This window comes from Streptomyces panacea, assembly GCF_040560175.1.
In the GTDB taxonomy this organism is placed as follows: domain Bacteria; phylum Actinomycetota; class Actinomycetes; order Streptomycetales; family Streptomycetaceae; genus Streptomyces; species Streptomyces panacea.
Genome location: NZ_JARJHW010000014.1, coordinates 22971 through 48260 on the forward strand (window position 1 = coordinate 22971; position 25290 = coordinate 48260).

The 25290-nt window shown below is 72.1% G+C and carries 21 protein-coding genes and 1 pseudogene; 12 read left to right on the forward strand and 10 right to left on the reverse strand.

Translation table 11 applies throughout. The features are described from left to right. Nucleotides 1-289 precede the first annotated feature (289 nt). Both P3L51_RS05915 and P3L51_RS05920 read right to left on the reverse strand, forming a co-directional pair. Entirely contained in the window at nt 290-1129 is an 840-nt protein-coding gene (locus tag P3L51_RS05915; protein ID WP_354603981.1) for a TetR family transcriptional regulator, read from the reverse strand. A 40-nt stretch (nt 1130-1169) separates the two neighbouring features. After that, nucleotides 1170-2960, reverse strand: coding sequence for a 3-hydroxyacyl-CoA dehydrogenase family protein (locus P3L51_RS05920; protein WP_354603982.1), 1791 nt, complete (start codon nt 2958-2960; stop codon nt 1170-1172). 377 nt (nt 2961-3337) lie between these two features. On the opposite strand from P3L51_RS05920, the gene P3L51_RS05925 reads away from it, so the two are divergent. Further along, a complete protein-coding gene (locus tag P3L51_RS05925; protein WP_354603983.1) occupies nt 3338-4027 on the forward strand; it encodes a HEAT repeat domain-containing protein in 690 nt (229 codons plus the stop codon). On the opposite strand, the gene P3L51_RS05930 is transcribed toward P3L51_RS05925, so the two are convergent. The 4 genes from P3L51_RS05930 to P3L51_RS05945 form a co-directional block, all read right to left on the reverse strand. Then, entirely contained in the window at nt 4011-4610 is a 600-nt protein-coding gene (locus P3L51_RS05930) for a GNAT family N-acetyltransferase (protein ID WP_354603984.1), read from the reverse strand. The two genes, P3L51_RS05925 and P3L51_RS05930, sit on opposite strands and share 17 nt — an antisense overlap. A gap of 3 nt (nt 4611-4613) precedes the next feature. After that, entirely contained in the window at nt 4614-5018 is a 405-nt protein-coding gene (locus P3L51_RS05935) for a RidA family protein (RefSeq protein ID WP_354603985.1), read from the reverse strand. 262 nt (nt 5019-5280) lie between these two features. Beyond that, nucleotides 5281-5787 carry an O-acetyl-ADP-ribose deacetylase gene (locus tag P3L51_RS05940; RefSeq protein ID WP_354603986.1) on the reverse strand — a complete coding sequence of 169 codons (507 nt, stop codon included), beginning with the start codon at nt 5785-5787 and terminating at the stop codon, nt 5281-5283. A 22-nt stretch (nt 5788-5809) separates the two neighbouring features. Then, nucleotides 5810-6874, reverse strand: coding sequence for an Rv2578c family radical SAM protein (locus P3L51_RS05945; protein ID WP_354603987.1), 1065 nt, complete (start codon nt 6872-6874; stop codon nt 5810-5812). A 130-nt stretch (nt 6875-7004) separates the two neighbouring features. On the opposite strand from P3L51_RS05945, the gene P3L51_RS05950 reads away from it, so the two are divergent. From P3L51_RS05950 to P3L51_RS05990, 9 genes and pseudogenes are all read left to right on the forward strand, one after another. Continuing rightward, on the forward strand, nt 7005-7463 hold the full coding sequence (locus tag P3L51_RS05950; protein ID WP_354604022.1) for an SRPBCC family protein: 459 nt from the start codon (nt 7005-7007) through the stop codon (nt 7461-7463). 356 nt (nt 7464-7819) lie between these two features. After that, nucleotides 7820-10300: an MFS transporter gene (locus P3L51_RS05955; RefSeq protein WP_435594384.1), complete on the forward strand. Its 2481-nt coding sequence runs from the start codon at nt 7820-7822 to the stop codon at nt 10298-10300. A gap of 147 nt (nt 10301-10447) precedes the next feature. Then, complete coding sequence (locus P3L51_RS05960) at nt 10448-12937, forward strand: ATP-binding SpoIIE family protein phosphatase (RefSeq protein ID WP_354603988.1); 2490 nt, start codon at nt 10448-10450, stop codon at nt 12935-12937. A 47-nt stretch (nt 12938-12984) separates the two neighbouring features. Continuing rightward, nucleotides 12985-13704, forward strand: coding sequence for a class I SAM-dependent methyltransferase (locus P3L51_RS05965; protein ID WP_354603989.1), 720 nt, complete (start codon nt 12985-12987; stop codon nt 13702-13704). A gap of 230 nt (nt 13705-13934) precedes the next feature. Continuing rightward, nucleotides 13935-14273, forward strand: a pseudogene (locus P3L51_RS05970) (FAD-dependent oxidoreductase); the annotation flags it as partial. Nucleotides 14274-14459: 186 nt separating this feature from the next. Beyond that, the gene (locus P3L51_RS05975; RefSeq protein ID WP_354603990.1) at nt 14460-15293 is read left to right on the forward strand and encodes a M55 family metallopeptidase; all 834 of its coding nucleotides are present in this window, start codon (nt 14460-14462) and stop codon (nt 15291-15293) included. Between the two features lie 37 nt (nt 15294-15330). Further along, nucleotides 15331-16683 (forward strand): M20/M25/M40 family metallo-hydrolase, encoded by a 1353-nt coding sequence (locus P3L51_RS05980; protein WP_354604024.1) that lies wholly within the window; start codon nt 15331-15333, stop codon nt 16681-16683. Nucleotides 16684-16694: 11 nt separating this feature from the next. Beyond that, nucleotides 16695-18704 carry a S9 family peptidase gene (locus P3L51_RS05985; protein WP_354603991.1) on the forward strand — a complete coding sequence of 670 codons (2010 nt, stop codon included), beginning with the start codon at nt 16695-16697 and terminating at the stop codon, nt 18702-18704. Beyond that, nucleotides 18701-19675 carry a S66 peptidase family protein gene (locus P3L51_RS05990; RefSeq protein WP_354603992.1) on the forward strand — a complete coding sequence of 325 codons (975 nt, stop codon included), beginning with the start codon at nt 18701-18703 and terminating at the stop codon, nt 19673-19675. The genes P3L51_RS05985 and P3L51_RS05990 overlap by 4 nt, the downstream gene beginning before the upstream one ends. Before the next feature lie 112 nt (nt 19676-19787). On the opposite strand, the gene P3L51_RS05995 is transcribed toward P3L51_RS05990, so the two are convergent. Continuing rightward, a complete protein-coding gene (locus tag P3L51_RS05995; protein WP_354604025.1) occupies nt 19788-20135 on the reverse strand; it encodes a DUF6204 family protein in 348 nt (115 codons plus the stop codon). 67 nt (nt 20136-20202) lie between these two features. On the opposite strand from P3L51_RS05995, the gene P3L51_RS06000 reads away from it, so the two are divergent. After that, nucleotides 20203-21099, forward strand: coding sequence for an arginase family protein (locus P3L51_RS06000; protein WP_354603993.1), 897 nt, complete (start codon nt 20203-20205; stop codon nt 21097-21099). Nucleotides 21100-21207: 108 nt separating this feature from the next. Further along, entirely contained in the window at nt 21208-23190 is a 1983-nt protein-coding gene (locus P3L51_RS06005; protein ID WP_354603994.1) for a DUF5107 domain-containing protein, read from the forward strand. 57 nt (nt 23191-23247) lie between these two features. Here the strand turns inward: P3L51_RS06005 and P3L51_RS06010 are convergent, their stop codons facing one another. The 3 genes from P3L51_RS06010 to P3L51_RS06020 form a co-directional block, all read right to left on the reverse strand. Beyond that, nucleotides 23248-23607: a VOC family protein gene (locus P3L51_RS06010; RefSeq protein ID WP_354603995.1), complete on the reverse strand. Its 360-nt coding sequence runs from the start codon at nt 23605-23607 to the stop codon at nt 23248-23250. A 66-nt stretch (nt 23608-23673) separates the two neighbouring features. Next, complete coding sequence (locus P3L51_RS06015) at nt 23674-24483, reverse strand: methyltransferase domain-containing protein (protein WP_354603996.1); 810 nt, start codon at nt 24481-24483, stop codon at nt 23674-23676. A 99-nt stretch (nt 24484-24582) separates the two neighbouring features. Next, nucleotides 24583-25155: a GNAT family N-acetyltransferase gene (locus P3L51_RS06020; protein ID WP_435594385.1), complete on the reverse strand. Its 573-nt coding sequence runs from the start codon at nt 25153-25155 to the stop codon at nt 24583-24585. Between the last annotated feature and the right edge of the window lie 135 nt (nt 25156-25290).

Genomic DNA, 25290 nt, shown 5'->3' on the forward strand with positions numbered 1-25290 from the left:
TGGTGCGTGGCGACGCCGGGTGGGCGTGCGGAGTGCCTGTGACGCAGGCGTCCGGGCACGCAGGCCGGGTGGCTTGCGGGGACAGTCGGCACACGAGAGGTCTCGGTGCGCCGGCCGCCCGGACACCCACAACGTATGGCACGCCGTGTCATACGACAAGGCACTGCGTGCCAAGAATTTGTCTCAGTTGTCATCCGTGAGGCACGCATGAGCACCATCGGTCCACTCTGTGAGGTGAAATGTCACCTTAAGTGGCCGTTTGGTGGCGGGGTGTCTCAGCTGAGGCGTGTCACGCGTCCTTGAGTGCCTGCTTGATCGTGCGCATGACCTCGTCCAGCGGCGCGTCGGTACGGGCGACCGCCACCAGGACCTCGCCGCTGGTGCTCACCGTGGCCGCCGGCCGGGGGCCGCCGCCCATGGTCCGGCCCGCGCCGATGCCCGAGCCGAACGTGTCGCGGACGATCGCGAAGGCATGGTCGAGCTGTGTCTCCACGTCACCCTGGCCGTCGGCGCGCAGCCACCGCCGCAGCACATGGTTGTGCGCCGTGACCACGGCGGACGCGGCCACCTCGGCGAGCAGCGGGTCGTCGTTGCCGTCGGGGTGGTCGTGCTCGTCGAAGTGGCCCAGGAGATAGCGGGTGAAAAGGCGTTCGTAGCGGGCCACCGAGGCGATCTCCGCCTCGCGCAGCGTGGGCACCTCACGGGTGAGCTGGTAGCGCGCCACGGACAGGGTCGGTGAAGCCGCGTACATCCGCATGACTTCCTTGATGCCCCGGCACACGGTGTCGAGCGGGTGCTCGTGCGCGGGCGCCGCGTTCAGGACGGCCTCCGCGCGGACGAGGGTGTCGTCGTGGTCGGGGAAGATCGCCTCTTCCTTGGAGCGGAAGTGCCGGAAGAACGTCCGCCGCGCGACGCCCGCCGCCGCGGCGATCTCGTCGACGGTCGTCGCCTCGTACCCCTTGGTCGAGAACAACTCCATGGCCGCCGCCGACAGTTCCCGGCGCATCTTGAGCCGCTGGGCCGCCGCGCGGCCGCCGGCGGCGCTCTCCGGCGCGTCGGTCGTCGGGTTCGTACGGGCGGGCCGTCGGGCGGAGTCAGCGGGCTGAGCCATGTCCCGAACGTACTGCATCCGTGCAGGAGAGCGCGCCTGTGGGGGCGGCTCCGGGGCCCTAGCCCCGGGCCGCGTATTCACGGAAGCCGCGCCCCGTCTTTCGGCCCAGGCAGCCCGCCGCCACCAGGTGTTCCAGCAGCGGCGCCGGTGCCAGCCCCGGGTCGCGGAACTCGCGGTGCAGGACCCGCTCGATGGCCAGCGAGACGTCCAGTCCGACCACGTCCAGCAGCTCGAACGGCCCCATCGGATAGCCGCCGCCCAGCTTCATCGCCGCGTCGATGTCGTCCAGCGTCGCGTAGTGCTCCTGCACCATCTTGACCGCGTTGTTCAGATACGGGAACAGCAGCGCGTTCACGATGAAACCGGCCCGGTCGCCGCAGTCCACCGGATGCTTGCGGAGCGTCGCGCAGACCTCGCGGACCGTCGCGTGGACCTCGTCCGACGTGAGGACGGTACGGACCACCTCCACCAGCTTCATGGCCGGAGCCGGGTTGAAGAAGTGCATGCCGATGACGTCCTGCGGGCGCGTGGTGGCGCGGGCGCAGGCGACCACCGGCAACGACGACGTCGTGGTGGCCAGCACCGCGCCCGGCTTGCAGACCTTGTCGAGCGTCGCGAACAGCTGCCGCTTGACCTCCAGGTCCTCGGCCACCGCCTCGACCGCGAGATCCACGTCGTCGAACGCGTCGAGCGAGGCGGCCGGCGTGATCCGCGCCAGGGCGTCGTCGCGCGCGTCACCGGTCAGCCGTCCCTTGTCGACGGAACGGCCCAGGGACTTGGCCACGCGCGCCTTGGCCGCCTCCGCCTTCTGCCGGCTGCGGGCGGCGAGCACCACGACGTAACCCGCCTTGGCGAAGACCTCGGCGATACCGCTCGCCATCGTTCCCGAGCCGGCGACACCGACCGAGCGGACGGCGGGCCGGTCGCCGCGCGTGCCGCGCCTGTCGTCCAGCGGGGTCAGCGCGTCGCGCACCACCGTGCCGCTGCCCGGCGCCTCGTAGGTGTAGAAGCCGCGCCCCGACTTGCGGCCGGTCAGCCCGGCCTCGCTGAGCTGCCTGAGGACCGGCGCCGGGGCGTGCAGCCGGTCACGCGACGCGGCGTACATGGCCTCCAGGACCGTACGGGCGGTGTCGACGCCGATCAGGTCGAGCAGCGCCAGCGGGCCCATCGGCAGACCGCAGCCGAGACGCATCGCGGCGTCGATGTCCTCACGCGTCGCGTACTTGGCCTCATACATCGCGGCGGCCTGGTTGAGATAGCCGAAGAGCAGCCCGTCGGCGACGAAGCCGGGCCGGTCGCCCACGGCGACGGGCTCCTTGCCCAGCTCGCGCGCCAGCGCGGTGACGGCGGTGACGGCCGCCGGCGCGGTCAGCACCGACGACACGACCTCGACCAGCTTCATCGCGGGGGCGGGGTTGAAGAAGTGCATGCCGAGCACGCGCTCGGGGTGCGAGGAATCGGCGGCGAGCCGGGTCACCGACAGGGCGTTCGTGCCGGTGGCCAGGATGGTGGTGGGACCGACGATCGCGTCCAGCGCGCGGAAGACCTGCTGCTTGATCTCGTACGACTCCGGGACGACCTCGATGACGAGATCGGCGTCCGCGGCGGCCTGGAGATCGGTGAAGGGGCGGAACCGGGCGAGCATGCCGCGCCGCTCCTCCTCGGTGATCCGCCCGCGCTCCACGGCGCGCGCGGTGGACGCTTCGAGCGCGGCGACCGACTGGGCGGTGGCGATCTCGTCGATGTCGATGCCGATGACCTCGCGGCCGGCGTGGGCGAGCACCTCGGCGATACCGGTGCCCATCGTGCCGAGGCCGACGACGGCGATGGTGGAGAGAGGGATGTCCATCACGGGACTCCAGGGGTGAGTGACGACTGAAGAGGGGACAGGAGCGCGGCGGCCGAGTACCGCTGGCCGCGCGTGCGTCGATGGCGTGGAGAAGGGAGAACTGGCGGACCCTGTCCCGGAGTCGCGCCGTGCGGTGTTGTCGCACCGCGTGTTGCCGAACCACGTGTTGCCGAACCGACGGACACTCACGGTGGCTGCGTCACCAGGCCACCGGGAGCCGCGGGGGTTTCCCGCTCACTTGAGATTAACCGGTGGGTAATGAGCGCGCCAGCCCTGGGGAGATGTGCGGTACGTCACCGGCGGAAACCGGCCGTTCCCGGCCCGGCCGGTCACGGAGAGCGCCCTCGCGGACACACAGCGCGGATACTCTGCCGGGCATGAGCGAGCTGGAACGGCAGGCAGGACCTGCGGATACGTCGGGTGCGGCGTCGGCGGCGGCCGAGGCGGTGGGGGTGACCGGACCCCGCGCGTCGGTCACCGCCCGTGCCGAACGGGCCGTCGCCGACGAGGACTTGCGTGCACTGGCCGACCGGGTACGGGACGAGTCCGGTGACTCGGCCACGTACCGGCGACTGATCGCCACCGAGGACCACGAGGAACTGGCCGATGTCCTCGTCGCCCCCCAACACCCCCTGTGGGCAAGGGAGATCGCCGCCTTCCGGCTCGGCTGCGCGGGTGACCGGCGCGCGTTCGAGGCGCTGGTGCTGCTCCTGAACCACCGGGATCCCGAGCGCTGCGTGTCGGCCTCGCACGCGCTGGTTCGGCTGGCCGACCCGCGTACGCCGCGCGCCGCCGCCGCGCTCGCCACGAACGTGCTGCGCACCGCGTACGCGCTCCACGCGGTACGGCTGCTCGCCCGGCTGCGGGCGCCGGAGTCCGTACCGGCGCTGATCGCCACCCTGGAGCGCCTGCTGGCGCCGGACGAGACGCACTGGCGGGTGGCGCTCGCGTGCGTCGAGGGCCTGGGACGGCTGGGGGACAGACGCGCGCTGACCCTGCTCCGGGCGGCCCGCGCGCACCCCCGGCTCTCCGGCGCGGCGTCGGAGGCGCTCAGCCGGCTGGCGTGAGGGTGCGGACGTAGCGCACCTCGGGCACGCGGACCCCGCCGACGTCCAAGGATTCCTGGGCGCCGTCGGGTGTGAATCCGGCCTTTTCGTAGAAGCGCCTGGCGCGGGCGTTCTCCTTCAGCACCCAGAGCACCAGCCGAGAGAAACCGTCCGTCGTGGCGCGTTCGACGAACGCCTCCGTCAGCGCGCGGCCGACGCCGGTGGAGATGTGCTCCGGCCGTACGTAAAGGGCGTACAGCTCACCCGTGGTGTCGGGCACGTCCTGGTTCCGGCGGGGTCCGACGCAGGCCCAGCCGACCACCGTGCCGTCGCGCTCGGCGACGAGGTTCACGGCGGTGCGGTGGGTGCCGGCGCCGGCTTCGGTGCCTTGGGTACTTTCGGTCCCTTTGGTGCTCTCGGTGCTCTCGGTGCTTTCGGCGCCGGTGAGCCGGTCGCGTAGGCGGGCCGCGTTCTCCTCGACGCTCATCGCGTCGAGGTACGCCCCTGGCATCATCCCGGCGTACGCCCATCGCCAGCCGCCGATCCGCACGGCGGCGACGGCGTCGCAGTCCTCGACGGTCATCGTCCGGACGAGAAGGCCCATGCCTCAGGCGCCCTCGCCGACGATCGCGAACGCCTCGATCTCGACGAGCAGTTCGGGCCGGAACAGCGCGGCCACCTGGACGGCGGAGCTGGCCGGGGGCCGCGCTGTGTCGATCACCTCGTCGCGCGCGGCACGCACGGCGGGGAGGTGCGCGACATCGGTCACGAAGTACGTCAGCTTCACGACATCCTCGAAGGACGCGCCCGCCTCGGCGAGACAGAGCCGCAGATTCTCGAACACCTGCCGCGCCTGCGCCCCGGCGTCCCCCTCACCGACGACCTCCCCGTCGACGCCGAAGGCACACTGCCCGGACACGGCGACGAACCGACCGGTGCCCCATACGACGTGGCTGTAGCCGTTGCCGGGGGCGACGCCGGCGGGGGAGCGCACATGAGTGAGTCGAGTCATGCCGCCATCCTCGCGGACGTGCCCACCGCGCGACGAGGGCTTTTCGCCGGCGGGGCGTGCGGGTCGGCAGCCGCCGGGAGGGTGGATGCTCTGGGCCTGCCGCCCGGTATCCGGGGGCGGGTGAACGCCGGCGGCGTACCACGCGGCCGAGAGGGGGTGAACGCCGGCGGCGTACCACCCGGCCGGGAGCCGGGCCGAGTTGGTGTCATCGGGTCCGTCCGGTGGCCGGTTCGTCCTCAAACGCCGGACGGGCCGAAAAGCTCTACTCCGAGGCGAGCGCCGACGTCAGCAGGCGGAACGACTGGTCGTCGAACGCCATCAGCCTGACCCGGTCCACGGACGTCGGCGTCGACCTCAGCGTGTCGACCGCGATCCGGGCCGCCCGGGCCGGTGGGAAGCCGAAGATGCCCGTCGAGATCGCAGGGAACGCGACGCTCCTGGCGCCCAGTTCGTCCGCCACCTCCAGGCAGCGGCGGTAGCAGGAGGCCAGGACGTCCGGCTCGCCCCGGTCGCCGCCCTTCCAGGTCGGGCCCACCGTGTGGATCACATGGCGGATCGGCGGAGGGAGGTCGAAGCCGGGCGTCGCCTTCGCGTCGCCGCGGGCGCACGGCGCGATAGCCGCGCCCGCCTCGGCCAGGCGGGGCCCCGCCGCCCAGTGGATCGCGCCGTCCACGCCGCCCCCGCCCCGCAGCGACTCGTTCGCGGCATTGACGATGGCTTCCGTGTCCTGGCGTGTGATGTCGCCCCGTACGACCTCGATCACTGTCATGTCCGGATGATCGCACCCGGCGCTACAACAGCGTCAACTGTGTGGGACCCGGCTCCGGCGCCACGTCCGGAGCGTCCGGCACCTCCGTCGTCTCCGGTGTCTCCGCGACCAGGACGCGCCGCCGGCCCGCCCGCCCCGCCGGGCCGATGCCGAACTCGTCCGCCAGTTCGTGGACCTGGCGCGTGATGCGGCGCTGGTACCACTTCGGCGCGTACGCGCCCTCCGCGTACAGCCGCTCGTACCGCGGCACCAGATACGCGTGGTGCTCCCGCAGCCACTGCATGAACCACTCCCGCGCGCCCGGCCGCAGGTGCAGCACGAGCGGGGTCACCGACGTCGCCCCGGACGCGGCTATCGCCCGCACCGTGGCCCGCAGTTGGTCAGCGCTGTCGCCGAGGAAGGGTATGACGGGGGCCATCAGGACCCCGCAGGCTATGCCGCTGTCCGTCAGTGTGCGGACCGCGTCCAGGCGGCGTTCCGGCGAGGGCGTGCCCGGCTCCACCGTGCGCCACAGCTCCTGGTCGGTGAAGCCGACGGAGACGGACACGCCCACCTCCGTGACCTGGGCGGCCTGCCTCAGCAGTTCGAGGTCGCGCAGGATCAGCGTGCCCTTCGTCAGGATGGAGAAGGGGTTCGCGCGGTCGCGCAGCGCCGAGATGATGCCCGGCATCAGCCGGTAGCGGCCCTCCGCCCGCTGGTAGCAGTCGACGTTCGTACCCATCGCGATGTGCGCGCCCTGCCAGCGGCGCGACGCGAGGTGGCGCCGCAGCAGTTCCGGCGCGTTGATCTTGACAACGATCTGCGAGTCGAAGCCGATGCCGGTGTCGAGGTCCAGATAGCTGTGCGTCTTGCGTGCGAAGCAGTACACGCACGCGTGTGAGCAACCCCGGTACGGATTGACCGTCCACTCGAAGGGCATCCGGGACGCCCCCGGCACCCGGTTCACGATCGAACGGGCGCGGATCTCGTGGAAGGTGATGCCCCGGAATTCGGGGGTGTCGAAGGTCCTGGTGGTCACCACGTCCGTACCGAAGAGCGCGGCGTCGCGGGCCGACGTGGGGTTCTCGGCCAGATTGTCCCAGCGCATGTGCGCCTCCTCAGTTGTACTGACCACAGAATAGAACACTTGTTCCCATGATCGATGCAACCCCGGATTTGGGCGCGCCTCGTGGAGATGGTTGGCTGGCCGCCCGGAGAACCGAATGCTGGAGGAAGCCATGGCGCAGGTCGAAGCCACGACGGAGCGGATCATCGCGGCGGACCCGGAGACGGTGTTCGACGCGCTGGCGGACTACCAGGACACCCGCCCGAAGGTGCTGCCCGCGCACTTCAGCGAATACGAGGTCCGCGAGGGCGGCGACGGCGAGGGCACGCTCGTCCACTGGAAGCTCCAGGCGACCAGCAAGCGCGTCCGCGACTGCCTGCTCGAAGTCACCGAGCCCACGGACGGGCAGCTCGTGGAGAAGGACCGCAACTCCTCGATGGTCACCACCTGGGTGGTCACCCCGGCGGGAGAGGGCCGTTCCAAGGCCGTCGTGACCACCGTCTGGGACGGCGCGGGCGGCATCGGCGGCTTCTTCGAGAGGACGTTCGCGCCCAAGGGGCTCGCCCGTATCTACGACGAACTGCTCGCGAAGCTCGCGACCGAGACGGAGAAGGCCCCCGAGGCGTCCTGAGCCGTCCGGGCCTGTCGTGAGTCGGCCGGGGCCGTCCTGAAGCTGCGGGCGTCCCGGTCTCGGGCCCTCGCGTCCGGGGCGCCCCTGGACCGTCAAGTCCCTTGATCCCAGGGCGGACCCGGCGTCCACTCCCGACCTCCCCGGGGTCACCGATTCGGGTGGTTTCCCCGTGACGCGTGACGTGCGCCCGCGCACCACACGTCACGGGAAAGCCCCTGATGGGCGCCCCCTGACCAACCCTCACAACCCCGTGCCTCCGTGCGCCGCACTCGTCTCCGCCAAGCGCCCAACTTGCTCCCGCTCTGCGTGCAATGTGAAGAATTACGCCGCGCAGACGCGACGAAGGGGAGCAATTCGTGGGTGGGATCACGCTGGTGAAGGACGACGGGCAGGCCACCGTGCCCGCTCCGGCCACGATCAACCCGCCCCCACCCGCCTCCGGCGCCGCCGCCCCGGGCGGTGAACTCTCCCCGCGCCGGGTGCGCCTGGTCTTCGTCGGACTGATGCTCGCGCTGCTGCTCGCCGCGCTGGAGCAGATGATCGTCGCCACCGCCCTGCCGAAGATCGTCGGTGAGCTTCAGGGCCTCGACCGGATGTCCTGGGCGATCACCGCGTATCTGCTGACCTCCACCATCGGCCTGCCGATCTACGGCAAGCTCGGCGACCTCTTCGGCCGCAAGGGCGTCTTCCAGTTCGCCATCGTCGTCTTCGTCGTCGGATCCGCCCTGGCCGGCTGGTCCCGCACGATGAACGAACTCATCGCCTTCCGCGCCCTCCAGGGCGTGGGCGCCGGCGGACTCATGATCGGTGTGCAGGCGATCATCGCCGACATCGTGCCGCCCCGTGAACGCGGGCGCTACATGGGCCTCATCGGCGGCGCGTTCGGCCTCGCCTCCGTCGCCGGACCGCTGCTCGGCGGCTTCTTCACCGACCATGTCTCCTGGCGCTGGTGCTTCTACTTCAACGTCCCCTTCGGCCTCCTCACGCTCGCCGTCGTCACCGCCGTGCTGAAGCTCCCCAAGCACCGCAGCAAGGCCCGCCTCGACATCATGGGCGCCGTACTGCTCGCCGCCGCGTCAACCTGCCTGGTCCTGCTGACCAGTTGGGGTGGTACGGAGTACGAGTGGGGCTCGCGCGTCATCCTCGGCCTCGCCGCCGGCGCCGTCGTGACGGCGGTCCTGTTCGTGGTCGTCGAACGCTTCGCGGCCGAACCGATCATCCCGCTGCGGCTGTTCCGCGACTCGATCTTCAACGTCACCGGTCTGGTCGGCGCGGTCATCGGGGTCGCTCTCTTCGGCGCCGCCAGCTATCTGCCGACCTTCCTCCAGATGGTCGACGGGGCTTCGGCCACCGAGTCCGGACTGCTGATGATCCCGATGATGGGCGGCATCGTCGTCGCCTCCGTCATCTCCGGCCAGCTCATCAGCCGTACGGGCCGCTACCGGATCTACCCCATCCTCGGCGCCGCGATCTCCGCCGTCGGCATGTGGCTGCTGTCCCAGCTGGAGACCGACACCTCCCGGCTCGAATACAGCGTCTGGCAGGCCGTGCTCGGCGTCGGCGTCGGCCTGGTCATGCCCGTGCTGATCCTCGCCGTCCAGAACTCCGTCCAGCCCTCCGACCTCGGCACCGCCACCAGCGCCAACACCTACTTCCGGCAGATCGGCGGCAGCGTCGGCGCCGCCATCTTCGGGACCCTCTTCGCCGACCGGCTGACCGACGCCCTCGCCGACCGCATCCCGGCCGGGGCCGGGCTGCCGAGCGCCGAATCCATCACGCCGCAGATGGTGCACGCGATGCCGCCGGCCCTGCGGGACAGCTACATCCAGGCGTACGCGGACGCGATGCCGCGGATCTTCCTCTACCTCGTGCCGGTGCTCCTGCTCGGCCTGTTCATCGCCTTCTTCCTCAAGGAGAAACCGCTGGTGTCCCACAACGCCTCCGCCGCCGAGTCCACCGCCGTCCCGGCCGCCCGCGGCGCCACCTCGCCTTCCACGGTGTCGACCTCGCACTCGACTTCCGCTTCCGCTTCCGGCTCCGGTTCCGCGAACGGCGCCGCCGCGTCGTCCGCGTACACCCCGGGCGTCCCCGTCTGCGGCACCGTCCAGCACCACGACGGCACCACCGTCCCGCGCGCCGCCCTCACCCTCATCGACGTACAGGGCACCCAGATCGGGCGCGGGGCCAGCGGCGAGGACGGGCGGTACGCGCTGAGCGTGCCGGGGGCCGGTTCGTACGTGATGATCGCCGCGGCCGGCGGACACCAGCCGCAGGCCGTCACCGTCACCGTGGGCGAGCGCCCCGTCGAGCTGGACGTGGTCCTCGGCGGCGCCGGACGCCTCGCCGGCGCCGTACTGACCGCCGACGGCACACCCGTGCGCGACGCCGCCGTCACCCTCACCGACGTACGGGGCGACGTCGTCGCCTCCACCCGCAGCGGGCGCGAAGGCAGCTACGTCATCTCGGAGTTGGTGGCGGGGGAGTACACCCTCGCGGCCAGCGCGCCCGCCTTCCGGCCCGCCGCGCTCCTCGTCAGCGTCCAGGCCTCGCGCGAGACCCGACAGGACATCGAACTGGCCGGCGGCGCGGTGCTGCGCGGCACCGTACGGGCAGGGGGCGGCCGTCCGGTCGAGGACGCGCGTGTCACCCTGCTCGACGCGGCGGGAAATGTCGTCGACACGCTCACGACGGGCGCGGACGGCACATTCCGCTTCGTCGATCTGTCGTCGGGCGAGTACACGGTCATCGCCGCGGGGTATCCGCCGGTGGCCACGGTCCTGCGGATGGCGGGCGGGGGGCGCACCGAAAGAGACCTCCAGCTGGGGCACGAGGACTGAGCGGTCCTGTTGACTGAATTTCAGTCAACTTTGGGGCGTACGCGGGCGCACAACCTAATAGTTCATTGCCCGGCGCATTGCGTGTTCGGAGCCGTACCGTGGGTGCACAGCCGCAGATCCCGGCGGCGGGGAAGGAGCCTTCCACCCATGGACAGTGGCACTCCGCCGCTCCGGTCACGGCGGCAGCGCGCCGTGACCGGCCGGATTCCGCTTGCCGTGGTCGTCGTGGACGCCGACGGCCTCGTGTCGCACTGGTCGAGTGGCGCACGGCGGCTTTTCGGCCATTCCAAGGAAGACGCGGTCGGGCAGCCGGCCGGTGATCTGATGCCGGTCTCCGGGGCACTCACCGAGGACCGGACCGGGCGGGTCAACGGCGTCGACGACGCGTACGACGAGGGGTACGACGGGTACGACGAGCTGGGTCCGGAGCTGCACGGGCGCAGCTCCTACCCCACCGCCGGGCGGGCGAGGCTCTCCGACGAGGGGCGCCCCCGGCTCGACGTGCTGTGGTGGGCCTATCCGCTGGCCGGTCCGGGCCCCGGCCGCCATCTCGTACTCGCCGCGGACGTCGCCCAGTTCCGCATGGACGCCGGCGCCGACAGCGAGCGGATTGCGCCGAGCTTCTCGCTGCACACCGAATTCCCGGACGCCGAGTCGCTGGCCGGCCAACTCCCGCACATCCTGCCGAACATGAGCGTCGCCGACGCGGAGCGCATCGTCGCCCAGGTTCTCGAACTCGGCTACCCGGTGCTGGAGTTCAGCCACCACGACCGGGTGCCCGTCACTCCCGACTGGGGCGTGCCGCGCCGGGCGCCCGGACGACCGGGCCGCGCGTACGGCACGAAGGAGCCCGAAGGCCCGGGCTCCGACCTCGTACACCACCATGCCGATCACCACCCGGACGGCGCCCCCTCGCCCGCCCCCGAACTCGACCTCGAATACGCGGCGGTCCGCGAGCGTCTGGAGTTCCTGAACGAGGTCAGCGGTCTGATCGGTTCCTCCCTCGACCTGGCACGCACCATCCGCGAGGTCACCAGCGCCGCCGTGCCCCGCTTCACCGACTTCGCGGGCACCCATCTGCGCGCCGCCGTCCTGGCCGGCGAGGGCTTCCCCACCGGCCGGCCCGACGTGACCACCATCTGGCACCGGGTCTGGGTCGAGCACAACGACGAACCGGGCCGCTGGGACGACACCGTGCCGGTCGGCGAGGCCATCGCCTTCCCCGAACACACCCCGTTCTTCCAGTGCATGGTCACCGGCGAACCCGTCCTCATCCCGCGGCTCAGCGAGGAGGACGGTGACCGGATCTCCGCGCAGTTCGAGAAGCGCGACCTGCGCCCGCTCATCAACAACCGCTCCATGCTGCTCGTGCCGCTCAAGGCGCGCGACGTGGTGCTCGGCTTCATGGTGCTGATGCGGCGTCAGGGGCGCGAGCCCTTCGACGACATGGACCGCACCACCGGCGCCGAACTGGCCGCCAGGGCCGGTCTCGTGCTCGACAACGCCCGGATGTACACGTATCAGGAGAACGTCGCCGACACCCTCCAGGACAGCATGCTGCCGCAGGTCGCCGCGCGCATGGCGGGCTGCGACATCGCCACCCGCTATCTGCCCGGCGCCCGCCTCGGCCGGATCGGCGGCGACTGGTTCGACTCCGTCAAACTGCCCGGCTCGCGCACCGCGCTCGTCGTGGGCGACGTCATGGGCCACGGCCTCAACTCGGCCGCGATGATGGGCCAGTTGCGTACCGCCGTGCAGACGATGGCGACCATGGAGATGCCGCCCGCCCAACTCCTGCGCAATCTGGACGACTTGGCGCAGCGCCTGGGTGAGAACTATCTGGCGACCTGCCTCTACGCGGTGTACGACCCCATCCGCTCGGAGCTTCAGATCGCCAACGCCGGACATATCCCGCCCGTCGTGGTCCGCGCCGCCGACGGCCGCAGCGAACTGCTCGATCTGCCGACCGGCGCCCCGATCGGTGTCGGCGGAGTGCCGTTCGAGACCGCGACGGTACGGGTCGCTCCCGGCGATCGGCTGGTGCTCTGCACGGATGGCCTGGTCGAGGTACGCGGCCAGGACATCGGCGCGGGCCTCGCGGCGCTCTGCGAGTCGGCCGCGCATCCCGCTGCCTCCATGGACCACGCCTGCGACACCATCATCCGCGCGCTCAACACCCACGGCGGACGCAAGGACGACGTGGCCCTGCTGATGGCCCGGCTGAACGGCATCCCGGAGGACGACGTCGCCGAGTGGCAGCTCGCCCTCGACCCGCGCGAGGTCGCGCGGGCCCGGCGCCTGGTGCGCGGCAAGCTCTACGACTGGAATCTGCCGCAGGCCGTGGAGAACGCGGAGCTGATGGTCAGCGAACTGGTCACCAACGCCGTACGGCACGCCCGCATCCACCACGTCGGGCTGCGGCTGGTCCGTAACGACGCGCTGCTCTGCGAGGTCACCGACGACGAACCGGCCCCGGCGAGCCTGCTGGGCGCGACCGCCGACGACGAAGCCGGGCGGGGACTGCGGGTCGTGAGCCGGCTGGCCCGCGGTTGGGGGAGCAGCAGTACGGCGCACGGTAAGACGGTGTGGTTCGAACAGGCTCTGGCGGGAAGGGGTGCACGCGTGACGCGGAACTGACGCGTCGTCAGTTCGTCCCTCGTGGGCGTGAATTGAGGAGGACGCGGATGAGCGTGTCGGAGCGGTACCGGGACTCGTGGGAAAGCTACTGGCGCGACACCTCCGACGCGCCGGGCGAGGCGATCTGGGACTCCGACCCCTCCCTCACCGCCGTACCGCACTGCGAGATCCTCCTGCCGCACGCCGACCCGGCACTGCCCGTGGTCGACCTCGGCTGCGGCAACGGCACCCAGACCCGCTATCTCGCCACCCGCTTCCCCCGCGCGGTCGGCGTGGACCTCTCGCACGCGGCGATAGAGCACGCCAGGCGCGCCGACACCGAGAAAGTGGCCGAGTTCGAACAGCTCAGTCTCGTCGACCAGGAAGCGGTCCGGGCACTGGCGGCGCGGATCGGTGACACCCACGTCTATATGCGCGCCGTCATCCACCAGAGCGAACCGCAGGACCGGCCCGCCGTCGCCGGAGCGGTGGCCGCGCTGCTGGGGATGCACGGCCGGGCGTTCGTCGTGGAGCTGACCTCCGGCTCGAAGACGCTGTTCCAGCGGGCCGCCGAAGCCCCCGGCGGGCCGCCCGCGAAGCTGCGGCGGGTCTTCGAATACGGCCTGAAGCCGGCCGGGGCCGCCGACGACGAGGTGCCGAGGCTGCTGGGCGAGGCGGGCCTGCGGATCATCGACAGCGGGGACACCACGCTCCCTCAGACGGAGTATCTGGCCGACGGCACCCGGATCGACCTGCCGGCCAGATGGTTCGTCCTGGCCGCCGTCTGAGGGGACTTCGCCGGCCCGGGCAACGGGGTCCGTACCCGAAGCACTGCCGCCGTGCGTCCCGGCCCGACGCCGTCCGGCGGAACCGCCCCGCCGTCAACCGGCGTTGGCGAGGCTCTTCTCGAACGCGGCGAGGTAGTTGGCCAGATGGTGGTCCTTGACGGCGTCGGCCTCGGGCGCGAAGAGGCCGGCGCGCAGCCGGGCGGCCCTGCGGCTGGGCCCGCCCGGACGTTGGCGACGCCCTGCTGGCCGGCTTTCCGCTGGTGGACCCGTGGAACGCGCCCGCCGCCCCCGCGACGATCCCCGACGACCAGCAGGTGCGGTGGATACGGGACGGGCTCGCCCCACGGCTGCCCTTCCTCGCCGAGGCGGGCCTGCTCACGGGATCGAGCGGCACGGACCTGTTCGTCGATGGCGGGCTGCCGGCGCTGGGCGCGCTCCCCGGCCTGCCGCACACCGTGGTGGCGGCCGGCTGGTCGGGAGCGGGCTTCAAGACCGCCCCGGCGGCGGCCCGGCGAGCCGCGACCGCCGCCGTCCGACTGCTCGAAGGGCGACGCGACCGCCGTGCGTGAGGGCGGGCGGTCGCCGACCGGGCTCCAGGCACTGTCCGGCAAGTGGCGTCGTCCCTCCTTCCTTCCCAGGTAACGGCCCCGGGTGCGGCCACGCCGACGCCACCGAGGCGGTCTACACTCGCCGCTGCGACAATTGCTGCGAGACGGTTGTCTCAACGCTCCCGACCTGGGAAGAGGGCAAGTCCGGTGAAGATCCTCATCAGCGCCGACATGGAGGGCGCCACCGGTGTGACCTGGCCGGCCGACGTCCTGCCGGGGACGCCGCAGTGGGAGCGCTGCCGCACCCTGTTCACCTCGGATGTGAACGCCGCCGTCCTCGGTTTCCTGGACGGCGGCGCCGACGAGGTGTTGATCAACGAGGCGCACTGGACCATGCGCAATCTGCTCCTTGAGGAGCTGGACGAACGAGCCCAGATGCTCACCGGGCGTCACAAGCCGCTGAGCATGGTCGAGGGCGTCCAGCACGGCGACGTCGACGCGATCGCCTTCGTCGGCTACCACACGGGCGCGGGCACCGAGGGCGTCCTCGCGCACACCTATCTCGCCAACTCCATCACCGGCGTCTGGCTCAACGGCGCGCGAGCGAGCGAGGGACTGCTCAACGCCGCTGTCGTCGCCGAGTACGGCGTCCCCGTGGTCCTCGTCACCGGCGACGACCTGACCTGCCGGGACGCCGACGGCTACGCGCCCGGCGCCCGCAAGGTCGCGGTGAAGGACCATGTCTCGCGGTACGCCGCGGTCTGCCGCACCCCCGCCCGTACCGCCGCCGACATCCGGGCGGCGGCCAAGGCGGCGACGGCACTGGCCGTACGGTACGAACCGGTCGACGGCGGCCCGTTCACCGTCGAGTTGGAGTTCGACGCCGAGCATCTCTCCGCGGCCGCCACGGTCGTTCCCGGAGTGGGGCGCAGTGGGGAACGCCGTGTCGCGTACACGAGCGGGACGATGTATGAGGGCATTCGCACGTTCAAGGCGGTCACCACGATCGTCTCGGCCGCCGTGGAGGAGCAATATGGCTGACATGACGCCCAGCGAGACGCCGGCGGGGTTCCCCGGCATGACGCCCGCGGACGCGAGTACCGACCGAGCCCGGGCCATCGACATGGTGGCGCTGGACGAGGTGGTGTCGTTCACCTCGGAGCTGATCCGCATCGACACGACCAACCGCGGCAACGGCGACTGCAACGAACGCCCCGCCGCCGAGTACGTCGCCGAGCGGCTGGCTGCGGCCGGACTGGAGCCCACCCTCCTCGAACGGACACCCGGCCGGACCAACGTGGTCGCCCGCATTCCCGGCACCGACCCGACGGCCGACGCGCTCCTGGTCCACGGCCATCTGGACGTGGTACCGGCCGAGCCCGCCGACTGGTCCGTGCATCCCTTCTCCGGCGAGGTCAGGGACGGCGTCGTGTGGGGCCGCGGGGCCGTCGACATGAAGAACATGGACGCGATGGTCCTTTCCGTCGTCCGCGCCTGGGCCCGGTCCGGGGTCCGGCCGCGCCGGGACATCGTCCTCGCGTACACGGCCGACGAGGAGGCCAGCGCGATCGACGGCTCCGGCTTCCTCGCCGACCACCACCCGGAGCTGTTCGAGGGCTGTACGGAGGGCATCAGCGAGTCCGGGGCCTTCACCTTCCACGCCGGGCCCGGCATGGCGCTCTACCCCATCGGGGCGGGCGAGCGCGGCACCGGCTGGCTCAAACTCACCGCGCACGGCAGGGCGGGCCACGGCTCCAAGGTCAACCGCGCCAACGCGGTCAGCAGGCTCGCCGCGGCCGTCGCCCGCATCGGCGACCACGAATGGCCGCTCAGGCTCACCCCGACCGTCCGCGCCGCGCTCAAGGAGCTCGCCGTGCTCCACGACATCGACGCCGATGTCGACGCCGAGCACTTCGACGCCGACGAACTGCTCGCCAAGCTCGGCCCCGCCGCGGACCTGGTCGCGGCGACGGTGCGCAACAGCGCCAACCCGACGGTCCTGGAAGCCGGTTACAAGGTCAATGTGATCCCCGGTCAGGCCGTCGCCTATGTCGACGGACGCATCCTGTCGGGCGGCGAGGACGAATTCCGCGCCACGTTGGACGAGTTGACCGGTCCCGACGTCGACTGGGAGTTCCACCACCGTGAGGTGGCCCTCCAGGCGCCGGTCGACTCCCCGACGTACGCCAAACTCCGCGCGGCCATCGAGCGGTTCGACCCGGCCGGGCACGTCGTGCCGTACTGCATGTCGGGCGGCACGGACGCCAAGCAGTTCTCCCGCCTGGGCATCACCGGCTACGGCTTCTCGCCGCTGAAGCTGCCCGCCGACTTCGACTACCAGGCTCTCTTCCACGGCGTGGACGAGCGGGTCCCGGTCGACGCCCTGCACTTCGGAGTCCGCGTCCTCGATCACTACCTCCAGTCCGCGTAGGGGAGTTGGGCATGCCGCAGATCGCGCCATACGGCTCATGGCCGTCACCGATCGACGCCGCGCTGGCCGCCTCGCACGACGGGCGGCCGGAGTATGTCGCCGCCGTCGGCGACGAGGTGTGGTGGACGGAGCCGCGTCCCGCGGAAGGCGGCCGGCGCGCGCTCGTGCGCGGACGGCCGGACGGCCGTGAGGAATCGGTCCTGCCCGCCCCGTGGAACGTCCGCAGCAGGGTCATCGAGTACGGCGGCCGGCCCTGGGACGGGGCGGTACGGGCCGACGGCTCCCCCCTCGTCGTCTTCGCGCACTTCCCCGACCAGCGGCTGTACGCGTACGAGCCGGACGGCGACGGGCAGCCGCGCCCGCTCACCCCGGCCCCCGCCCCGGACGGCCGGCAGACCGGCACCCTGCGCTGGGCCGACCCACAGCTGCGCCTCGGCAGCGGCGAGGTCTGGTGCGTCCTGGAGGAGTTCACCGGCGAGTCACCCACCGACGTACGCCGCGTCGTCGCCGCCGTACCACTGGACGGTTCGGCCGCCGACGACCGCGCGGCCGTGACGGAACTCTCCGACGACCGGCACCGCTTCGTCACCGGACCCCGCGTGTCGCCGGACGGCAGGCACGCCGCGTGGATCGCCTGGGACCACCCCCGAATGCCCTGGGACGGCACGGAGTTGCTGCTCGCCGACGTCACGGCGGCCGGCACCTTCGCGGGGGTCCGCACGGTGGCCGGAGGCCGGACCGAATCCGTCGTACAGGCCGACTGGGCGTTCGACGGTTCCCTCCTGTACGTCTCCGACCCCGGCGACTGGTGGCAGCTGAACCGGCTGCGGCTCGACGCGTCGGCCGGTCTCTCCGGTCCCACCCGGCTGAGCCCCGCCGTCGACGAGGAGTTCGGCGGACCGCTGTGGAAGATCGGCCTCCAGTGGTTCCGCCCGATGGCCGACGGCATGGTCGCCGTCGTCCACGGAAAGGGCGCCACCGCCCTCGGCATACTCGACCCCGAGACCGGCCAACTCGCCGACGCGGCGGGGCCCTGGACCGAATGGGCCGCCACCCTCGCCGTCCGGGGCACCCGCGTGATCGGCGTCGGCGCGAGCCCGCGCAGCGCGTACGAGATCGTGGAGCTGGACACGGCGACCGGGCGGGCCCGGGTCGTCGGCGCGGCACACGACGACCCGGTCGACCCCGTGTACTACCCCGAGCCGCAGATCCGCGTGTTCACCGGCCCGGACGACCGAGAGATCCACGCCCACATCTACCCGCCGCACAGCCCCGGCCACAGCGCGCCCGGCGACGAACTGCCGCCGTACGTCGTGTGGGCGCACGGCGGACCCACCAGCCACGCCCCGCTCGTACTCGACCTGGAGATCGCCTACTTCACCTCGCGGGGCATCGGCGTCGCCGAGGTCAACTACGGCGGCTCCACCGGCTACGGACGCGCGTACCGCGAACGGCTGCGCGAACAATGGGGAGTTGTCGACGTCGAGGACTGCGCGGCCGTCGCCCGCGCCCTCGCCGACGAGGGCACCGCCGACGCCGCGCGGCTCGCCATCCGGGGCGGCAGCGCGGGCGGCTGGACCAGCGCCGCGTCGCTCACCGGCACCGACGTCTACGCGTGCGGCACCGTCATCTATCCGATCCTCGACCTGTCGAGCTGGGCCGCCGACGGCACGCACGACTTCGAGTCGCGGTATCTGGAGTCGCTGGTCGGCCCCTTCGCCGAGGTACCGGGCCGCTACCGCGAACGCTCTCCGATCAACCACGTCGACAAGATCACCGCGCCGTTCCTGCTGCTCCAGGGACTGGACGACGTGATCTGCCCGCCCGTCCAGTGCGAACGCTTCCTCGACCAACTGGCCGGGCGCGGCATCCCGCACGCGTACATCGCCTTCGAGGGCGAGGGACACGGCTTCCGCAGGGCGGACACGATGGTCCGCGCGCTGGAGGCCGAACTGTCCCTGTACGCCCAGACGTTCGGGATCAGCCGCCCCGATGTCCCGCTGCTGGAGCTGAAGAAGTGACCCGCCCGACTCCGGCACCTCCGCCCCTTCCGCGGCCTCTGTCGCCGCTGGTCCGTCCGCCCCGGCTGCGGCCCGGCGCGAAGGTCGCCGTCGTCGCCCCCAGCGGCCCACTGCCCGCAGACCGCCTCGAAGCGGGCCTGGACATCCTGCGCGGCTGGGACCTGGACCCCGTCGTGGCACCCCATGTCCTGGACAGGCACCGGGAGTTCGACTACCTCGCGGGGGCGGACGAGGCACGCGCCCGCGACCTCCAGGACGCCTGGTGCGATCCGGCGGTCTCCGCCGTCCTGTGCGCACGCGGCGGCTACGGCGTCCAGCGCATGGTCGACCTGCTCGACTGGGACGCCGTACGCGCGGCGGCGCCCAAGGTCTTCGTCGGCTACAGCGACATCACCGCGCTGCACGAGGCGTTCGCCGTACGCGCGGGCGTCGCCACCCTGCACGGCCCCATGGTCGCCGCCGCGACATTCCTCAAGGACCCCGTCACCCAGGAGTCGCTGCGCGCGACGCTCCTGGAACCCGACACGGTGCGGACCATCGCCCCGGCCACGGCACGCGTCCTGGTCCCCGGCCGCGCCCGGGGCATCACCTTCGGCGGCTGCGTCAGCCTGCTGGCCGCCGACCTCGGCACCCCGCACGCCCGCCCCTCCGCCGCGGGCGGGCTGCTGCTGATCGAGGACATCGAGGAGGAGCCGTACCGGCTGGACCGGATCCTCACTCAACTCCTGCGCTCCGGCCGCCTGGACGGGATCGCCGGGGTCGCGCTCGGCTCCTGGGCGGGCTGCGGCCCGTACGAGACCGTGCGCGCCCTGATGCTCGACCGGCTCGGCGGGCTCGGCGTCCCCATCGTGGAGGAACTGGGCTTCGGCCACGGCCCGACGAACCTGACGGTGCCGCTGGGCGTCCCGGCGGTCCTGGAGGCGTCCACCGACACGGCGACACTTACGCTGGACGTCCCGGCGCTGACGTAGGGCCGCCCTCCGGCCGACGGGGCGTGTCGCGCCCGCGAACGCCGGGCGATCACCGCGGACACGATCCGCGAATCACCGCGGACCCCGACGGCGGCACCCCGCCGGGAGGGCCTCAGCGGCCCTTCCGGTTGATCTTCATCGTGTCCATGTCCGTCACGGTCGACCGCAGCTCCCCGAAGCCGACACCCACACCCCCGGCGAGCGCCTTCAGCGCGGCCTCCGCCCGGTCCTCGGCGACCACCGCGGCCATCTCCTCGCCGTCGGCCGCGTCGGACACGACCACGAAGCGGTACGAGAAGTGCTTGAGCACCCGGTCGTAGGTCAGCGATCCCTCGGGCGTGAACCGCATCTGGGTCAGCCCGTGTTCGTCGACCTCGTCGAGCAACCCCGTACGCGCCTCGTCCGTCAGCTCCGAGAAGGTCCCGCGCACGATCACCCGGTACGTGTGCTGTGTGGCCATGGGTGTGCCGCCTTCTTCCGGAAGATCCTGTTTGAAGAACGAGAGTACGACGCCGAGGATGGACCGCATGCGCAATATCGTGGTGATCGACGCCCCCTCCAACCTCGGCCTGCGGCCCCCGGCCCCCGGCACCGTGCCCGGCTGCTGCAAACTCGCCGGCGCCCTGCGTGAACAGCGCGTCGTGCAGCGGCTCGGGGCTGTCGAGGGCGGGGTCGTCGTCCCGCCCCGTTACGACCGGGGCGACTGGAAGGAGGGCGACGGCGTCTTCAACGCCGCCGCCATCGCCGCGTACACCCCCCGGCTCGCCGACCGGATCGAACGCCATGTGCGGGCCGGCGACTTCCCGCTCGTCCTCGGGGGCGACTGCTCCATCCAGCTCGGCGCCTCGCTCGCACTGCGGCGGCTCGGCCGCTACGGCATCGCCGCGATCGACGGCTCCGCCGACTTCCGGCACACCGGGAACTCCCCGTCCGTCGGCGCGGCGGGCGGCGAGGAACTGGCCATCGCCACCGGGCGCGGCCAGAGCGACCTCAGCGACATCGAGGGGCTGCGCCCGTACGTCCGCGACGAGGACGTACGGATCTTCGGCATCCGTGACGACGACGAGGACCGCGCGGAACTGGCCCGGCTGGGCATCCCCGCCGTCACCGTCGGCGAGTTCCGCGAACGGGGCGCCGCCGACGTCGCGGGCGCCGTACTCCGGACGCTGGAGGCGCCCGCCACCGACGGCTTCTGGGTGCATCTCGACGCGGACGTGCTCGACCCCGAGGTGATGCCGGCCGTCGATGCCCCGGACGCCGGGGGACTGCTCCCCGACGAGCTGGAGACGCTCCTGCGGGTCCTGGTGCGCTCGGAGCGCTGCGTCGGTCTCAACCTGACCATCTACGACCCCGACCTCGACCCGGACGGCACCGCCGGGGCGCTCCTCGCGGACATCGTTGTGGCGGCCTTCACGCAAGACTGACCCCTGGGTGCTCTGTTCGGCGCGCACTCGACCGTGTTCCATGGTCATCGGGTGCGCGCCGGCCAACCGAGCCGCCGGCGGCCCCCGCGAGCGAAGCGAGGTTTGCCTGTGGCCACGAGCGTGCGACGTGCCGTACTGACCCTGCCTGCCGCCCCCTTGGGGCCGGAGAACCCCCTGCCGGCGCTCCGGCCGCTCGACGAGACGCACTCCATCGACGAACGCGCCAAGCGGGACCTGCCCCGCGACATGGCGCGGCAGATCGGGTACGAGCCCCTGCGCACCCTGCTGCCGGTCCGCGTCCTCGACGGCTACGGACGCGACCGCCGGCCCACCGAACTCGACACGATCGTCATCGAGAACGACCGGCTCCGGGCCACCGTCCTGCCGGGCCTCGGCGGCCGGATCCACTCCCTGCGTCACAAGCCCACCGGGCGCGAACTGCTGTACAGCAACCCGGTGTTCCAGCCCGCCGACTTCGCGCTCAACGGCGCCTGGTTCTCCGGCGGCATCGAGTGGAACATCGGCGCCACCGGCCACACCACACTCTCCTGCGCGCCCCTGCACGCCGCGCTGGTCCCGGCGCCCGACGGTGGCGAGATGGTCCGGCTCTGGGAGTGGGAGCCGCTGCGCGGCCTGCCGTTCCAGGTCGACCTCTGGCTGCCCGACGACTCCGACTTCCTGCACGTCGGCGTCCGGATACGCAATCCGCACCAGGGGCCCGCGCCCGTCTACTGGTGGTCCAACATCGCCGTCCCCGAGGACGAGCGCACCCGTGTCCTCGCACCCGCCGAGGAGGCGTGGCACTTCGGGTACGAACGGAGCCTGCGCCGGGTCCCGGTGCCCGAGTACGGCGGCGTCGACCGTACGTACCCGCTGCGCGGCGAACACCCCGCGGACTACTTCTACGAGGTCCCGCCGGACGCCCGGAAGTGGATCACCTCACTCGACGCGGACGGCCACGGGCTGGTCCAGACGTCCACGGACCTCCTGCGCGGACGCAAACTCTTCCTCTGGGGTGCCGGGCGCGGCGGCCGGCGCTGGCAGCAGTGGCTCACCGAACCGGGCACCCCCGGTTACGCCGAGATCCAGGCCGGGCTCGCCCGTACACAGCTCGAACACGTCAAGCTCGACGGCCACGAGGACTTCAGCTGGCTGGAGTCGTACGGTCCGCTCGAAGCCGACCCCGCCACCGTCCACGGCGCCGACTGGGGCGCGGCCCGCGCCGAGGTCGGCGACCGGCTGGAGCGCGCCCTGCCCCGCGCGGACGTCGATGCCGCGTACGAGGCGTGGCTGCCGCACGCGGACACCGAGCCCGGCGAACGGCTCGCCACCGGCTCGGGCTGGGGCGCCCTCGAAGTCATGCGCGGCACGATGAGGGGCGGATACCAGCTGCCCGGTACGCCGTTCGACGAGTCCATGCTCGGTGGCCAACAGGAGCCGTGGGTCGAGCTGTTCACCCAGGGCACGTTCCCGAAGGCGCGCAAGGCCGAGCCGCCGGGGCCGACGCTCGTCGCCCCGCACTGGCGCGACATGCTGGAGACCGCGCCCGCCGAGCCGCTGACGGAGTATCACCTCGGAGTCACGCAGTGGCACGCGGGCGATCTGGCCCAGGCGGTGCGGAGTTGGGAACGTGGGCTCCAACTGGCCTCGTCCCGCTGGCCGTTGCTGCGCTGCCTGGCCGTCGCCGACCGGGAGGGCGGCAACCCGGAGCGGGCGGCCGACCAGTACGCGGAGGCGTTCGACGACCTCTGCCGGGAGCGGGAGGACGACGGCGAGTCCTGGGCGGCGGCCACGGCGGCGCTGGCGCGCGAGGCGATTGCCGCGCTGCTCGCCGTCGACCGCGCGCGCGACGCGCGCCAGGTCTGGGACCGGCTCCCGGAGGAGATCCGGCAGCGCGGCGCGTTCCGGCTGGTGGAGGCCCAACTGCTGCTCGCCGAGGGCGAGAAGGCGGCGGCACGCGCGCTGTTCGACGCGGGCTTCGAGGTGGCGGACCTGCGGGAGGGCGCGGAGACGCTCAACGAGGTATGGGCGTCCCTGACGGACGATCCGCTGCCGGAGGCGTACGACTACCGGATGCGGCCGGGGGACTGAACAGGGCCTGGCCGGGGGCCGGTCCGTCGGAGGTCGACGGACCGGCGCTCCGCCGGGTCAGCCGCTCTGGACCGGGTTGCGGTCCACGTACTCGAAGACCGAACCGTCCGGGTGCACGGCGATCAGGTTGCGGCCGGCCGGTGTGCGGACCGGGCCCGCGAGGACCTGGGCGCCGACGCCGGTGAGCGCGGCGTACGCCTCGTCGACGTCCTTGACGGCGATCGTGGCGGTGACCTTGCGCAGCACCTCGATCTCCTCCGCGGGACCGCTCATCAACAGGAAGCAACTGACGGCGGCGACGGAGACCCCGCCGCGCTCGAAACGGAGCGCGGGGCTACCGGTCAGCCGTTCGTAGAACGCGACCGAGGTCTCCAGGTCGTCGACGCAGATGCGCAGCGTGGTTCCCAGGATTTCCATACCGGTGAGGGTATCGAAGCACCGTTCCCCGCGACCATGAACCTCGCGGAACCGACCGGCCAACCCTCAGACCCGGCACAGGACTTCACCGTGCGGGACCATGAACCACGCGTCGGGGTCGGCGCCCCACGCGCGCCAGGCCGCCGCGATCCCGGTGAGCCGCTCCTCGTCCGCGTGGCCACCGCGTACCGCCAGTTCCGCGTAGACCGACGCGGTCGTCCGCTCCGCCCACAGGCCGCTCCACCAGGCGCGTTCCTCCGGCGTCGCGAAGCACCACGTCCCCGCCGTGGACATGACGCCGCTGAAGCCCGCGCTCCGGGCCCAGGCGCGGAGCCTGCGGCCCGCGTCGGGTTCGCCGCCGTTCGCTCGGGCGACCCGGCGGTACAGCTCCCGCCAGCCGTCCAGCTCCGGCGACGACGGGTACCAGGTGAACGCGCCGTAGTCGCTGTCGCGTGCCGCGACGGTGCCGCCGGGCCTGCACACCCGGCGCATCTCGCGCAGCGCCTGTACGGGGTCCCCGACGTGCTGGAGCACCTGGTGGGCGTGGACGACGTCGAAGGAGTCGTCCGGGAAGTCCAGCGCGTGCACGTCGGCGACCGCGAAACGGACGTTGTCCAGGCCGCGCGCCGCGACCGCTTCCTCGGCCCGTTCCAGGACGTCCGCCGCCGCGTCCACGGCGGTCACCGTGCCGGGCGCCACCAGCGCGGCCAGGTCGGCCGTGATGGTGCCCGGACCGCAGCCCACGTCCAGTACGTCCAGTCCGGAACGGAGTTCGGGGAGCAGATACGCCGCGGAGTTCGCCGCCGTGCGCCAGCGGTGCGAGCGCAGGACCGACTCGTGATGGCCGTGGGTGTAGACGGCGGTCTTTCTCGGCATGATCCGGACTCCCTCGGGTGAAGTGGTCCCGTCACGGTACGCCGCGATGTCGGAATATGAGACCCGCGTCTCGCGATGTGAGCGGCGTGGGTCACTCGGTCACTCGGGAGTCGTGGGCCGCCACTCCTTACGCGTGAGCGCGTACTCCACATCCCCCTGCTCCGAGCCCTCGACGGTCTCCGGCCACTCCTCGAAGTACGTACGGACGAAGCGCAGCCCGGCCTTCTCCATGACCCGCCGGGAACCCACGTTGACCGTCATCGTGTTCGCCGTGACCCGCTCGGTGCCCAGCTCGGTGAAAGCCTTGCGCACGAGCGCGCGAGCACCTTCCGTGGCGTACCCCCGACCCCACACGGCCCGGTGCAGCCGGTAGCCCAGCTCCACCACCTCCCAGCCGGCGTCGTTCAGCGGCCTCAGCTCGAACCAGCCCAGCCATTCGCCGGTGGACCGCTCCTCGGCCGCCCAGAAGCCGCGCCCGAGCAGCCGGGGCAGGGCCTCGGCCCGGAACGTCTCGGGCGCGGCGGGCAGGCCCCCGTCGATGAAGCGCTTCACGCCGGGGTCGTTGTCCAGCGCGAGGAGCCGGCCGAGGTCGGCCTCGACGCAGTCACGCAACCGCAGTCGCGACGTTTCGAGGAAGGGGCGGGAGGGGGTGGGCGCTGATTCCATGTCCATGATCCTCGGCTCCGGACCGCCGTCCCCGCCACCGATATGCGCGGGGGTCACCGACGCGCGCCGCGGTCACCGACACGCCTGGCGGTCACCGATGCGCGCGGTGGTCACTGGAACGCACGCCGGTCACTGGAACGC